The organism is Pseudonocardia sp. 2-7 (assembly GCF_056341085.1).
This window is the reverse complement of sequence record NZ_CP094507.1, coordinates 4,209,194-4,222,914: the sequence shown is the minus strand read 5'-3', so window position 1 is coordinate 4,222,914 and position 13,721 is coordinate 4,209,194. Positions and strand designations below refer to the sequence as shown.

The 13,721-nt window shown below is 73.4% G+C and carries 11 protein-coding genes; 7 read left to right on the top strand and 4 right to left on the bottom strand.

The genetic code is table 11. The annotated features are described in order from the left end of the window. The first annotated feature begins 27 nt into the window (after positions 1–27). From MTO91_RS20320 to MTO91_RS20310, 3 genes are all read left to right on the top strand, one after another. Positions 28–609, top strand: a complete 582-nt coding sequence (locus tag MTO91_RS20320) for a DUF4232 domain-containing protein (protein ID WP_476652335.1) — start codon at positions 28–30, stop codon at positions 607–609. Positions 610–729: 120 nt separating this feature from the next. Further along, positions 730–1,293 carry a dTDP-4-dehydrorhamnose 3,5-epimerase gene (gene rfbC / locus MTO91_RS20315; RefSeq protein ID WP_345644287.1) on the top strand — a complete coding sequence of 188 codons (564 nt, stop codon included), beginning with the start codon at positions 730–732 and terminating at the stop codon, positions 1,291–1,293. Beyond that, positions 1,293–2,576, top strand: a complete 1,284-nt coding sequence (locus MTO91_RS20310; protein WP_476652334.1) for an NAD(P)H-dependent oxidoreductase — start codon at positions 1,293–1,295, stop codon at positions 2,574–2,576. Before rfbC ends, MTO91_RS20310 begins: the two co-directional genes overlap by 1 nt. 25 nt (positions 2,577–2,601) lie before the next feature. On the opposite strand, the gene MTO91_RS20305 is transcribed toward MTO91_RS20310, so the two are convergent. Continuing rightward, on the bottom strand, positions 2,602–4,101 hold the full coding sequence (locus MTO91_RS20305) for a sugar transferase (protein WP_476652333.1): 1,500 nt from the start codon (positions 4,099–4,101) through the stop codon (positions 2,602–2,604). Positions 4,102–4,378: 277 nt separating this feature from the next. On the opposite strand from MTO91_RS20305, the gene MTO91_RS20300 reads away from it, so the two are divergent. The 4 genes from MTO91_RS20300 (at position 4,379) to MTO91_RS20285 (ending at position 10,031) form a co-directional block, all read left to right on the top strand. After that, positions 4,379–4,873 (top strand): hypothetical protein, encoded by a 495-nt coding sequence (locus MTO91_RS20300; protein ID WP_476652331.1) that lies wholly within the window; start codon positions 4,379–4,381, stop codon positions 4,871–4,873. Positions 4,874–5,251: 378 nt separating this feature from the next. Beyond that, the gene (locus MTO91_RS20295) at positions 5,252–7,057 is read left to right on the top strand and encodes a glycosyltransferase family 2 protein (protein ID WP_476652330.1); all 1,806 of its coding nucleotides are present in this window, start codon (positions 5,252–5,254) and stop codon (positions 7,055–7,057) included. Continuing rightward, complete coding sequence (glxA, locus tag MTO91_RS20290; protein ID WP_476652328.1) at positions 7,054–9,003, top strand: radical copper oxidase GlxA; 1,950 nt, start codon at positions 7,054–7,056, stop codon at positions 9,001–9,003. The genes MTO91_RS20295 and glxA overlap by 4 nt, the downstream gene beginning before the upstream one ends. After that, positions 9,000–10,031, top strand: a complete 1,032-nt coding sequence (locus MTO91_RS20285; RefSeq protein ID WP_224401655.1) for a glycoside hydrolase family 6 protein — start codon at positions 9,000–9,002, stop codon at positions 10,029–10,031. Before glxA ends, MTO91_RS20285 begins: the two co-directional genes overlap by 4 nt. An 18-nt stretch (positions 10,032–10,049) precedes the next feature. Here MTO91_RS20285 and MTO91_RS20280 read toward each other — a convergent pair whose 3' ends face one another. From MTO91_RS20280 to rfbD, 3 genes are all read right to left on the bottom strand, one after another. Continuing rightward, a complete protein-coding gene (locus tag MTO91_RS20280) occupies positions 10,050–11,402 on the bottom strand; it encodes an exopolysaccharide biosynthesis polyprenyl glycosylphosphotransferase (RefSeq protein WP_476652326.1) in 1,353 nt (450 codons plus the stop codon). Between the two features lie 583 nt (positions 11,403–11,985). Continuing rightward, on the bottom strand, positions 11,986–12,873 hold the full coding sequence (gene rfbA, locus MTO91_RS20275) for a glucose-1-phosphate thymidylyltransferase RfbA (protein WP_476652325.1): 888 nt from the start codon (positions 12,871–12,873) through the stop codon (positions 11,986–11,988). Continuing rightward, positions 12,870–13,712: a dTDP-4-dehydrorhamnose reductase gene (gene rfbD, locus MTO91_RS20270; RefSeq protein WP_476652323.1), complete on the bottom strand. Its 843-nt coding sequence runs from the start codon at positions 13,710–13,712 to the stop codon at positions 12,870–12,872. The genes rfbA and rfbD overlap by 4 nt, the downstream gene beginning before the upstream one ends. Between the last annotated feature and the right edge of the window lie 9 nt (positions 13,713–13,721).

Below are 13,721 nucleotides of genomic sequence, written 5' to 3'. Positions count from 1 at the left end.
GCGGCGGGCCGGAGCACGGTGTCGCGCATGACGTCGCGCCGTATCACGCTCGCCGCCGGACTCCTCCTTCTGCTCTGCGCCGGCTGCGGCGGTGGCGGCAGCACGCCCGCCGCGCTGTCCACGGCGCCGGCCGCCGCGCCCGCCACCACGTCCGCGCAGGCCGCGGGCCCGGAGTCGAGCCGGCCCGATGCCGCGCGCGTCGACCGCTGCACCTCGGGGTCGCTCCGGGCGAGCCTCGGCACCACCCTCGGCGACAACCAGAAGGACACCACCATCGTGTGGCGCAACACCTCCGACGCGCCCTGCACGATGACCGGGTTCGGCGGCGTCGACCTGCGCGGCCCCGACGACCCGCAGTTCGGGCCGTCCTACTCGCTGCCCCGGGCGGGGGAGGAGTCCACCGCGGTCGTCGTCAAGCCGGGCGGGACCGCGCACACCGTGATCACCTGGCTGCCCGGGGACAGCTGGACGCCGACCGACATCGTCGTGACCGCGCCGGACGAGACGACGTCGACGACGCTGAAGTGGGACCAGGGCCCGGTCTCCCGTCAGGACGGCGCGACCCGCCCCGGCACCTACGTCCACCCGGTGGCGCCCGGCTCCGTCTGAGCCCGTCTCGGTCACCCCGTGCCGCGGGTGGCACACACCCCGTCACGGCCGGAGTCGTGTGCGCCACCCGCGCGGGGGTACCCGATAACGGTCGATCAGCTCTGGCCGATGATGCCGGGCGTGGAGATTCACCAGACCCCGCTCCCCGGATCGGCTCTCATCGACCTGAAGCGACTCGAGGACGACCGCGGCTTCTTCGCCCGTGCCTTCTGCGAGCAGGAGTTCCGCGACGCCGGGCTGGACCCGACGATCACCCAGTGCAACCTCTCGTACAACCACGAGGCGGGCACCCTGCGCGGCTTCCACTACCAGCTGGAGCCCAACGCCGAGGTCAAGGTCATCCGCTGCGTCCGCGGCGCGATCTTCGACGTGATCGTCGACCTGCGCCCGGACTCCGACACCTACCTGCAGTGGTTCGGTGCCGAGCTGTCCCAGGACAACTACCGGGCGATGTACGTGCCGCGGAACTTCGCGCACGCCTACCTCACCCTCACCCCCGACGCGACGACGATCTACCAGGTCTCGACGCCCTACACCCCGGGCGCCGAGCGCGGCCTGCGCTGGAACGACCCGGCCCTGGACGTCGAGTGGCCGCACGCGGTCGACCACGTCTCGGACAAGGACGCGAACTGGCCGCTGCTGGCCGACAACGCCGACTTCCCGTCGGTCACCGGAGCCCGCTGATGCTGATCCTCGACACCGCCCTCGCGAAGCGCGCCGCCGAGAACCGCCCGATCCGGGTCGGCCTGGTCGGCGCCGGGTTCATGGGCCGCGGCCTGGTCAACCAGATCATGAACTCCACCCCCGGGATGGACGTCGTCGCGATCGCCAACCGCACCGTCGCCACCGCCGTGCGCGCCTACACCGAGGCCGGGCTGGAGCCGGTCGAGGTGTCGACGACCGCGCAGGTCGAGGCGATGGTCGCGAAGGGCGTCCCGGCCGTGCTCGGCGACGCGTTCGCGCTGCTCGCCGCGGAGAACATCGACGTGCTCGTCGACGTCACCGGCGCCGTCGAGTTCGGCGCCCGGGTCACCGTCGCCGCGATCGAGCGCGGGCTGCCCGTCGTCACGATGAACGCCGAGCTCGACGGCACCGTCGGCCCGCTGCTCGCGCACCGCGCCCGCGCCGCCGGGGTCGTCCTGACCGGTGCCGACGGCGACCAGCCCGGCGTCCAGGCCAACCTGCTGCGCTTCGTGCGCGGCATCGGGGTCACCCCGCTCGTCGCCGGCAACATCAAGGGCCTGCAGGACGAGTACCGCACCCCCACCACGCAGCAGGCGTTCGCCGAGAAGTGGGGGCAGGACCCCTACATGGTCACCAGCTTCGCCGACGGCACCAAGGTGTCGTTCGAGCAGGCGATCGTGGCCAACGCGTTCGGCTTCACCGTCGGGAAGCGCGGTATGTACGGGCGCGACCACGCCGGGCACGTCGACGAGCTGACCCAGACCTACGACGTCGACGAGCTGCGCGAGCTGGGCGGCGTCGTCGACTACGTGGTCGGCGCCAAGCCGGGCCCGGGCATCTACGTGCTCGGCACCCACGACGACCCGAAGCAGCGCCACTACCTGAACCTGTACAAGCTCGGCGAGGGCCCGCTGTACAGCTTCTACACCCCGTACCACCTGTGCCACTTCGAGGTCCCGAACACCATCGTGCGGGCCGTCGACTTCGCCGACGCCGCGCTGAGCCCGCCCGCCGGGCAGCGGGTCGACGTCGTCGCCACCGCCAAGCAGGACCTGAAGGCAGGACACACGGTCGACGGGCTGGGCGGCTACGACACCTACGGCGTCGCGGAGTCCTCGCCGGTCACGCGCGCGGAGCGGCTGCTGCCGATGGGCGTGGCCGAGGGGTGCACGCTGGTGCGCGACGTCGCGAAGGACGCCGTGCTCACCTACGACGACGTCACCCTGCCCCCGGGCCGGCTCGTCGACGCGCTCCGCGAGGAGCAGGAGAAGCTGTTCGCCTGAGCGGCCCGCAGGCCGCGGCGCCGGGTCAGTAGGCGCCGCGGCTGCGGAGCACCGCGCCGACGGTCTTCCACAGGATCAGCAGGTCCAGTGCGGGGGTCCAGTTCTCGACGTAGCGCAGGTCGAGACGGACCGACTCCTCCCACGTCAGCGAGCTGCGTCCGCTGACCTGCCACAGGCCGGTCATGCCGGGCTTGACGAGCAGGCGGCGGCGCGCGTCGTCGGCGTAGGTGGCGACCTCACGGGGCAGCGGCGGGCGCGGCCCGACCAGGCTCATCGATCCGCCGAGCACGTTGAGGAGCTGCGGCAGCTCGTCGAGCGAGTACTTCCGCAGGAACGCCCCGACCCGGGTGACGCGCGGGTCGCGACGCATCTTGAACAGCGGGCCGTCGCCGTGGTCGTTGGCCAGCGACGCCAGCCGCGCCTCGGCATCGACGCACATCGACCGGAACTTCAGCATCCCGAAGGTGCGCCCGTGCGTGCCGACGCGCTCCTGGCGGAAGAACACCGGGCCGCCGTCGCCGAGCTTCACCGCGGCCGCCAGGACCAGGAACAACGGCCCCACCAGAAGCATCAGCAGCGCGGCGACCGCGCGGTCCGCGACGTACTTCACGATCTTCGACGCGCCGGAGAACCGCGGCTCGGACAGCCGCAGCAGCGGCATCCCGTCGACCGGCGTGATGTGCATGCGCGGCCCGGCGATCTCCATGAGGCCCGGGTCGACGGCGAGCTCGGTCTCGGAGCCCTCGAGGTCCCAGGCGAGGCGGTGCAGCCGCGTCGGGCCCCAGCCGGGCGAGCGGCAGATCGCGACGACCCGGTGCCCGCCGTCGCGGGCCAGACCGGTCACCGCGTCGAGGTCGCCCAGCACGGGGACGCCGTCGACGACGTAGCCGCCGCCGGTGCCGGTGCCGGTCGGGGTGCACACCCCGGTGACCCGCCAGCCGAAGTACGGGTCGCGACGGGTGCGGCGGATCAGGTCCGCCACGCACGCCTCCTCGCCGACCGCCAGCACCGGGGCCAGACCCCGGCCCCGGCCGCGCTGCACGTGCAGCATCTTGCGCAGCGCGAACCGCACCCCCAGCAGGGCGACTCCGGTGCCCGGGACGAGCAGGAAGACCCACTCCCGCGACGAGTCGACCATCAGCGCCAGACCGCCCAGGGCCAGCACGACGTCGGTGAGGACCACGGCCCGCCCGAGACGGACGAACTCCGCGGACCCGGTCCCCAGCACCCGGCCGTCCCAGGCCCGCGAGACCGGCAGGGCCACCGCCAGCAGGCCGGCGGCGATCAGACCCGAGCCGATGCGCGCCCGGTCGGCCGCCTCGAGGCCGGTCAGCCCGACCAGCACCGCGACCGCGGTCAGGAGCGCGACCGTCGCGAGGTCACCGAGGACCACGAGTGCGGTGAACCGGCGCTGCCACCGCGGGGTGCCGGGCAACGGGTCACGCCCGCCCCCGGCCGGTGTGGCGACCCGCGGACTCGGGACGGACCGCTCGGACAGGCGGGAGACGTCGTGGTGGGTGCTCACAGGACTACGTGCTCCTCGGGGCGGGAAGAAAAGGGCCACGGACCGCTGGGGTCGGCGTCGTCGCCCGCTCGGTGCCCGGAGTGCACCGTTCGCTGCTCCTGCTTTCGACAGGCGGACGCCTACCGTTAGCGACCGCTCCCTCACCCGCGCGCAAGTTGCGCCGTTCGTCGTAATCCATGCGAGGGGTTGTCATCAGGAGTGACGATCGCGGCGTCTCATCAGAATTGAGTAACGCCGACGCCGCCGGATGCGACAGGTGATCGAACGATCATCCTGCGTGAGGAGGCAACGGGTGCCGTTGCGCCGCTTCGACCGGACGTCCTGGCCCGAGCACGGCCCGCACCGGGACCTGCTCGACCTGCTCGACGACGTCCACGTGCACCACGGCTGCCCGTCGGAGCGTGTGCTCGCGCGCAGGCTGCGGACCTCGACGACGCGGGTCCGCGACGTCGTCCGGGGGCGGGCCCTGCCCGGCGACGCCATCGGGATCCGGGACCTGACCGCCGCGCTCACCGCGCAGGACCGGATCGACCCGGTGACGGCGGACCGGGCCGAGACGCTCACGGTCGCGGCCCGTCGGGAGCGCGACGGTGCCGGGCCCTGGCCCGCCGGGCGCCGGACGGGCCGGCCGCTCTGGTCGCCTCCGGGCGTCGCTCCGGCGGCCGGTCCCGCGACGACGGGCACCCGCCGGACCGCGGTCGCCGCGCTCCTGCTCGTGCTCACCGCGGCGGTCGCGACGGCCGTCGTGCTGTCGGGGCACCTGCCCTTCTGACTCCGAGGGCCCCACCCGTCATCAGAACTGGGGACCTCGCCGGAGTTCGCGATGGATCATCAGAATCGATGACCCGACACATCGCGTAGCGGAGAACTAGGCCGTTCGGCCCAGCGAGACACGGCCGAAAAGATCACCGGCGACGGGGTTTCCCCTGCTCGCCGCACCTCTCGATCACGACGCGGTCACGGCGGGTCCACATCGGGCGGTGCGGGCGGCCCAGCCCGGCCGCCACGCGTCGTAACGGGGTGTCGGGAAGCGTCGATGGACGCTCCACACGGGAACGATCACGCCCTCAGGGCCGGCCGGGACACGCGCCGAGCCCTCCCTCCGGCGTGCCCATCGCACGTTCCCGACCGAGATCTGGGAGGTACGCCGGTGACCGCGAGCGTCGCGTCCGGCACCCCGCAGAACCGGGCGCCCGCCGTGGGGGCCCGGTCGCTGCACGACTTCAGCCGCATCTCCGGCGAGGTCACCGAGCCGCCGCCGGCAGGCGAGACGTACCGGGTGCGGTACCGCAACCTGCACGACGGCCAGGGCCGTCGCTGGGCGGGCACCCTGGCCATCATCGGCGCGAACGTCGCCTTCGAGGTGCTGTTCGTGGTCTGGCTGCTCCAGCCCTCCCACCATCCCGACGTCGACGAGCGCTGGTGGATCCAGGCCGCGAACGTCTTCGTCATCGGCTCCATCGCGCTGGTCGAGACGATGCGGCTGGTCAACGTGTTCTCGCTGTCGCTGGCCTCGGTGCTCGCCCGCGACCCGGTCCCGGTCCGGCCGGACCCGGCGCTGCGCGTCGCGTTCCTGACCACGATCGTCCCCGGCTCGGAGCCGATCGAGATGGTCCGCGCGACGCTGGAGGCCGCGCGGCGGATCCGGCACGAGGGCACCTTCGACGTCTGGCTGCTCGACGAGGGCGACGACCGCGAGGTCCGGCGGATGTGCGCCGAGATCGGTGTCCGGCACTTCTCCCGCAAGGGCGTCGCCGCCTACAACGAGCCGTCGGGTTTCTTCACGGCGCGCACCAAGCACGGCAACTACAACGCGTGGGTGCACGCGGAGGGCCACCGCTACGACGTGTTCCTGTCCGTCGACCCCGACCACGTGCCGCTCGCGAACTACGCCGAGCGGATGCTCGGCTACTTCCGCGACCCCGACGTCGCGTTCGTCGTCGGGCCGCAGTGCTACGCCAACTGCGACAACTTCGTCACCACCGCCGCGGAGTCCCAGCAGTTCCCGTTCCACTCGCTGATCCAGCGGGCCGCGAACGCCTACGGCATCCCGATGCTCGTCGGCACCAACAACGCCGTCCGGATCGACGCGCTGCTCGCCGTCGGCGGGCTGCACGACTCGATCACCGAGGACATGGCGACCGGGCTGGCGCTGCACGCGCGGCGCAACCCGTGGACCGGGCAGCGGTGGCGCTCGGTGTACACACCGGACGTCGTCGCGGTGGGGGAGGGGCCGTCGTCGTGGACGGACTTCTTCTCCCAGCAGCTGCGCTGGTCGCGCGGCACCTTCGTGATCCTGCAGGGCATCTTCCTGAAGCGGCTGCGCCGGCTGTCCCCGCCGCGGGCGCTGCACTACCTGCTGATCACCGCGTTCTACCCGTCGATGGCGATCGGCTGGATCCTCGGCGCCGTCAACGCCTCGCTCTACCTGGCGTTCGGGGTGTCGGGCATCGTCGTCCCGCCCGCGCTGTGGCTCGCGCTCTACGTCGACGCGACCGCGTTCCAGCTGTGGGTCTACATCCGCAACCGCCGCTACAACGTCAGCCCCTACGAGCACGAGAACTCGACCGGGCTGACGGGGATGGCGATGTCGGTGCTCTCCGCGCCGATCTATGCGTCCTCGCTGGTCGCGACGGTGCTCCGGCGCCCGGCGACGTTCGTCGTCACCCCGAAGGCGGAGGCGGCGAGCCCGGACCGCGTCGTCACCTTCGCCCGGCACCTGCGCTGGTCGGGGTTCCTGGCGGCGGCGATCGCGGCGTCGTTCGCGTTCGGCTACGCCAACCTCGACGTCCTCATGTGGCCGGCGCTCGCGCTGGTCGTCTCCCTGGTCCCGATGGCGATCTGGCTGGGTGGCCTGCTGCGCACCCGTGGCCGGATCGCGTCCGCGGCCGAGCTCGTCGAGCTCGTGCCCGTGATCCCCGAACCCCGTGACGAGAAGATCGGAGCCGTGGCGTGAGGCGCCTGCTCTCCCGGGCGGCGCGCGCCGTCCTCGGCCGCCGCAGGCTGATCGCGATGATCGGCGTGCCCACCGTGCTGCTGGCGGTGAACGCCCCGCCCGCGTTCGCCTGGATCGCCGAGGTGCGCCACGAGGCGTGGCTGCACAGCGCCGAGTACACCGCCGCGAACGGCCGCTGGGACGTCGTCGAGCTGCCCGCGGACGTCCGGATCAACGCCATCCACGCCGCGATGCTGCCGACCGGCAAGGTCCTGCTCGTCGCCGGCTCGGGCAACGACCAGAAGCAGTTCGACGCCGGCACCTTCCGCACCCTGGTCTACGACCCGGCCACCGGCGACGCGACGGAGATCGACACCCCGTCGGACCTGTTCTGCGGCGGCCACACCTTCCTGCCCGACGGGAAGCTCCTCGTCGCCGGCGGCACCCAGCGCTACGAGGTCCTCGACGGCTTCGTCACCCGCGCCGCCGGCGCGATGCGGATCCGCAACGAGAACCCCGACCGCGAGCTGCACCTGGACTCCGGCACCGTGTTCCGCGACCCCGACGGACGCGAGTACACCCTCACCAGCCCGGCCCACGTCATGGCCGCGACCAAGACCGGCGAGGGCGACGGGACCGTCGTCACCGCCAGCGAGACCATCGGCTTCGTCGAGTCCACCGAGGAGGGCGCCGCCGGGGTCACCGACCGGCCCGCCCAGTACACGATCCCGTCGCTGGCCCCCGGGGACGCCGCGAACGTGTACGGCATGGGCGACAGGATGACCCTGGACAAGCAGGACTTCCAGGGCATCGCCGACTCCTACGAGTTCGATCCGTTCGCCGAGAAGTACGTGCGCGTCGGGGACATGACCCAGAAGCGCTGGTACCCCACGCTCACCGGGCTGCCCGACGGCCAGGTGCTCGCGATCTCCGGTCTCGACGGCACCGGGCAGATCCTGCCCGGCCAGAACGAGGTCTACGACCCGGCGACGAAGCGCTGGACCGACCGGCCCGACCTGTTCCGCTACTTCCCGACCTACCCGGCGATCTTCCAGACCCGGCAGGAGGGACGGCTGTTCTACTCCGGCTCCAACGCCGGCTACGGCCCGGCCGACGCCGGACGCGTCCCCGGGTTCTGGAACCTGGCGGACAACTCGTTCGCCCCCGTCCCGGGGCTGCGCGAGCCGGAGCTGATGGAGACCTCCGGGTCGTCCTGGGCCGGGCCGGTGCAGGACCAGCGGATGGTCGTCGTCGGGGGCGGCGGGGTCGGCGAGTCCCCGGTGTCCTCGGCGCGGATCGACACCATCGACCTGCGCGCGCCGGCGCCCGCGTTCACCCCCGGCCCGGACCTGCGCACCCGCACCCGCTACCCGAGCGTCGTGCAGCTGCCCACCGACGACCTGCTGATCACCGGCGGCTCCGCGGACTACCGCGGCAAGGGCGCGAGCGACATCCTGCAGGCCAACCTGTACCACCCGGGCACGAACACGCTCTCGGCCGTCGCCGACCCCGCGGTGGGCCGCGACTACCACGCCGAGGCGCTGCTGCTGCCCAACGGCCAGGTGCTCACCGCGGGCGGGAACTCGCTGTTCAAGAACGTGGACAACACCAAGCCCGCCCCGTTCGAGCAGCGGCTGGAGATCTACACCCCGCCGTACCTGTTCCACGGGCCGCAGCCGGTGATCGCGAAGGCCCCGGGCGAGGCCACGCTCGGCAGCACCATGACCGTGACCAGCCCGGACGCGGACCGGGTCGCGCAGGCCCGGCTGATCCGGCCCAGCGCGGTCACCCACGCGACCGACGTGGACCAGCGCTCGGTGCGCCTCGACATCGCCCGCAACCCGGACGGCTCGCTCGGCCTGGCCGTGCCCGCCGAGCCGACCCTGGTGCCGCCCGGCTGGTACATGCTCTTCCTCGTCGACGACGCCGGGGTGCCGTCCGTGGCGTCATGGGTGCACCTCAGGTGACACACTCCAGCATCGTGCGCTCGCTGCTGGCAGTCTCCTCCGGTGCCCTGGCCGCCGCCCTGACGCTCGTCTCGTGCGGTGCGGGCGCGCCCACCGCGCCCGCACCGGGCGACCCGGCGTCCGCCCCGCCGAGCGCGACAGGGCTGTTCGTGGACCCGCGCAGCGCCGCGGCCGACCAGGTCGTCCGGTGGCGCGACGAGGGCCGCGACGCCGACGCCGACCAGATCGAGAAGATCGCCTCGCAGCCGTTCCCGCACTGGGTGAGCGGCGACGTCGCCGCGGCCCAGGCCGACACGAAGGACTACGTCGACCGGGCCACCGCGGCCGGTGCGCGCCCGCTGCTGGTCGCCTACAACATCCCGCACCGCGACTGCGGCAGCTTCTCCGGCGGTGGCGCCCCGGACGGCGGCTACTACCGGAACTGGGTCACCGAGATCGTCCGCGGGCTGGGCGGCACGACGGCCACGGTCGTCCTGGAGCCCGACGCGGTGCCGCACGAGCTGTCCGGCTGCGTCGACGGCGACCTGCGCGACGAGCGCTACCAGCTGCTGTCCGAGGCGGTCGCGGCGTTCAAGACCGCGGGTGCCCGGGTCTACGTCGACGCGGGCAACCCCGGCTTCATCAGCGACGTCGACGCCCTCGCCGGCGCGCTGGAGCGCTCCGGGGTCCGGGCCGCCGACGGGTTCGCCCTCAACGTCGCGAACTTCTACCCCACCCCCGAGGTCGTCGCGTTCGGGCGGCAGCTCTCCGACCGCCTCGGCGGGGCGCACTTCGTCGTCGACACCAGCCGCAACGGCCAGGGGGTCGCCGACGAGGCGTCGCTGGGCGGGGTGCCCGCGTTCTGCAACCCGCCCGGTCGCGGGCTCGGGGCGGACCCGACCACCGAGACCGGCGACGACCGCGTCGACGCACTGCTGTGGGTCAAGCGCCCCGGCGAGTCCGACGGGGCCTGCCGTCCGGGGGAGCCGGCCGCCGGGCAGTGGTACCCCGAGTACGCCCTCGGGCTCGCGCAGCGCCAGGCCGGCTGACCCGCCCGGCGCGGCCGCTCAGTGCCGGCCGCGCCGGACCAGCTCCCGCGCCGTGCGCACGACGATCTGCGCGTCGAGCCAGAGCGACCAGTTCGCGATGTAGTAGTTGTCGTGCCGGACCCGGTCGGCGATGGAGGTGTCGCCGCGCAGCCCGGAGATCTGGGCGAGCCCGGTGAGCCCGACCGGGACGCGGTGGCGGGCGGTGTAGCGCTCGTGCTCGGCGGAGAAACGTTCGACGAACGACGGCCGCTCCGGGCGCGGCCCGACCAGGCTCATGTCCCCGCGCAGGATGTTCCAGAGCTGGGGCAGCTCGTCGAGCGAGGTGCGGCGGATGAGCCTGCCGACCGGGCCGACCCGGGAGTCGCCCGCGATGGACCACCGGGTCTGCTGCTCGCGCTCGTCGGCCGGGCGCATGCTGCGGAACTTCAGGACGGTGAAGGGCCGGTTGTCCAGGCCGATGCGTTCCTGACGGAAGATGACCGGCCGCCCGCTCTCGACGAGCACGGCGAGGGCGACCGCGACCAGCAGCGGTGAGGCCAGCGCCAGGGCCAGCGCGGACACCACGACGTCGCCCAGGCGCTTGAGCCGCCAGGACAGCCGGTTCCTCGGGTCCGCGGGCAGCCGCAGCAGCGGGATGCTGCGCAGCCGTTCGACGCCGGAGTGGTCGTGCACCAGCTCCGAGAGCCACGGCAGCAGCAGGACGCCGAGCCCGTCGCGGCGGGCCTCGATCGCCGCGTCGAGGACGGCGGCGTCGTCGACGCCGTGGCAGGCGAACACGACGACGCGCACCCGGTGCCGGGCGGCGGCGTCCCGGATCCGCGCGGACAGCGCCGCCCGCTCGCGCGCCACCAGGAGGTCGAGGTCCTCGGAGAGGACGTGGCCGAGTGGGCGCAGGCCGTACTCGGGGTGGGCGCGCATGGTCTCGTCGAGCTCCACCGCCCGCGATCCGGTGCCGACGATCAGCGTGGGCTCGCCGACGGCCCACCGGACCCGCAGCAGCCGGGCGGCGAACAGCACCGCGGCGCGCAGGGGCAGGGCGACGAGGGTGGCCAGCAACACGACCTCGACCGGCCCGGCGACGTCGATGCGGGTGTCCAGGTTCTGCTGCAGGGCCATCGCCCCGGCCAGCACGAGCCCCATCGTCACGACGAGGGCGGCCAGCTCGCGGGGCAGGTCGTCGAACCAGGACAGACGCAGCCGGGAGCGGTGCAGACGCGCCGCCGAGCGCACCGCGAGCAGCAGCGCGGAGGCGGCGACGACGCCGTCGTGCCCGGTCGGCGCGACCACGACCGCGGCGGTCCCGACGGCGACGACGTCGGTCAGCACCAGCACCGTCCGGACGAGGCTGACCCGGGCGGCCAGCCTGCGCACCGGCGCGGGGGCGGAGGAGGTGTCGGCCCGGGCGGGTGGTCCGACCGGGCCGGGGCCCCGGGGCGTGACCGGCCGCCGGAGCAGGGGCCGGTGATGGGTACGGGGTGTGGCGCGTGCGGGGCGACGGGCCTGCGTCGGTCCGGCGCTCACGGTCGGCCGGCCGCGCGGAAGGTGTACTGCGATAAGAAGATCCACATGATGCGCCGCCCGTTCGTGCGACGGAGCGTTGCGGTGGATGGTGCGAGCGATGTCACGATGAGTAACCACCAATCGCGAGGTGCGGGCCGGAACGGCGCACGGCATTAACCCATTCAGAGGTATTGCCTGAGAACTGGCCGCACACGTGGCGAGGTCGTCGTGCACGCTACGTGCGTTACAGCAGCGAACGTGGGATTCGCATCACTCGTTTGCCCTGGTTGTCTTCTCAAGAAGACGAGCGCTGCGTGACGACAAGTGCCACAACGGAACCCGGGTCGATGCCGTCGATCGACCACGGAGAGTCAGGACCCGGACACGCCGTCGGTGGTGACCACGAGGCCCGCCGTCGCTGTCACCGCGGCGAGGACGGCGGCGCCGTACCGGGCTACGACCTGAACTGATCCGCGACGGCCATGACGTACTCGCCGTAGCCCGAGCCCGCCTGCTGCGCCCCGAGGGCGTGGCAGGCGGCGGCGTCGATGAAGCCCATCCGCAGGGCGACCTCCTCGACGCAGGCGATACGGATGCCCTGGCGGTTCTCCAGGACGCGGACGTACTGGCCGGCCTCCATCAGGGACTCGTGGGTGCCGGTGTCGAGCCAGGCGAAGCCGCGTCCGAGGTCCTGCAGGCGGGCGCGGCCCTGTTCGAGGTAGGCGCGGTTGACGTCGGTGATCTCGAGCTCGCCGCGGGCCGAGGGGGTGATGCGCGCGGCGATGTCGACGACGCGGTCGTCGTAGAAGTAGAGGCCGGTGATGGCGCGGTCCGAGCGGGGGTGCTCGGGCTTCTCCTCGATCGAGAGCAGGGTGCCGTCGGGGGCGGCCTCGCCCACGCCGTAGCGCCGCGGGTCGCGCACCGGGTAGCCGAACAGCACGCAGCCCGCGTCGCCGGAGGCGACCTCGGCGGCGCGGCGGCGCAGCAGGTCGCCGAACCCGGCGCCGTGGAAGATGTTGTCGCCCAGCACGAGCGCCGACGGCCCGCCGCGGACGTGGTCGGCGCCGATGACGAACGCCTCGGCCAGGCCGTTGGGGTGCTCCTGGGCGGCGTAGGTGATCTGCAGGCCGAGCCGGCCGCCGTTGCCGAGCAGGCGCTGGAACCCGGGCAGGTCGTGCGGGGTGGAGATGAGCAGGATCTCCCGGATCCCGGCCAGCATCAGCGTGGTCAGCGGGTGGTAGATCATCGGCTTGTCGTAGACCGGCAGCAGCTGCTTGGACACCGCCGCGGTCAGCGGGAACAGCCGGCTGCCGGTGCCACCGGCCAGGATGACGCCCTTCACCGGACGGTCCCGAGGTGGGCGCCGAGCCCGTCGCGCCACGGCGGCATCGTCACCCCGGCGCGGGTCGCGCGGGACAGGTCGAGCACCGAGTTCGCCGGCCGGCGCGCCAGGTGCGGCCTGTCCGCGCCGTACTCGGCGGTCGACACCGGGCGGACGTCGCCGGGGTCGCGGCCGCAGCGGGCGAACACCTCCCGGGCCAGTCCGTGCCAGCTGACCGGCTCGCCGTCGCCGGTCACGTGGAAGGTGCCGTGCCGCCCGGACCCGGCCAGCACGAGCAGCGCCGCGGCCAGGTCGGGGGCGAACGTCGGCCGCCCCACCTGGTCGTCGACGACGGCGGGACAGACCCCGTCGCGGGCCAGCCGCGCCATGGTGGCGACGAAGTTGCCGCCGTCGCCGACGACCCAGCTGGTCCGCACGATCACGTGCCGCTCCGGCAGCGCCGCCCGCACCGCCAGCTCCCCGGCTGCCTTCGACGCGCCGTACACCCCGAGCGGGGACGGCGGGGCGTCCTCGGGCACCGGGCCGGGCGCGGTGCCGTCGAAGACGTACTCGGTGGAGACGTGGACCAGCAGGCAACCGTGCTCGCGGGCCGCCGCGGCCAGGTGCGCGGGGCCCGCCGCGTTCGCCCGCCACGCCGCGCCCGGTTCGGTCTCCGCACGGTCGACGGCGGTGTAGGCAACCGCGTTGACCAGCACGTCGACGCCGGTGAAGTCGTACGCGGCGACGGCGGCGGCGTCGCCGATGTCCAGCGCCGCACGGTCGAGTGCCACCGCGCCGGGCAGTGCGGCGACCAGCGCCCGCCCGAGCTGCCCGTTCGCCCCCAGCACGCACGCGCGCACGCGCCCACC

Bases quoted from the DNA above. Each gene is read 5' to 3' on its own strand.
- MTO91_RS20320 (WP_476652335.1), top strand. From the start codon at position 28: ATGACGTCGCGCCGTATCACGCTCGCCGCCGGACTCCTCCTTCTGCTC.
- MTO91_RS20310 (WP_476652334.1), top strand. From the start codon at position 1,293: ATGCTGATCCTCGACACCGCCCTCGCGAAGCGCGCCGCCGAGAACCGC.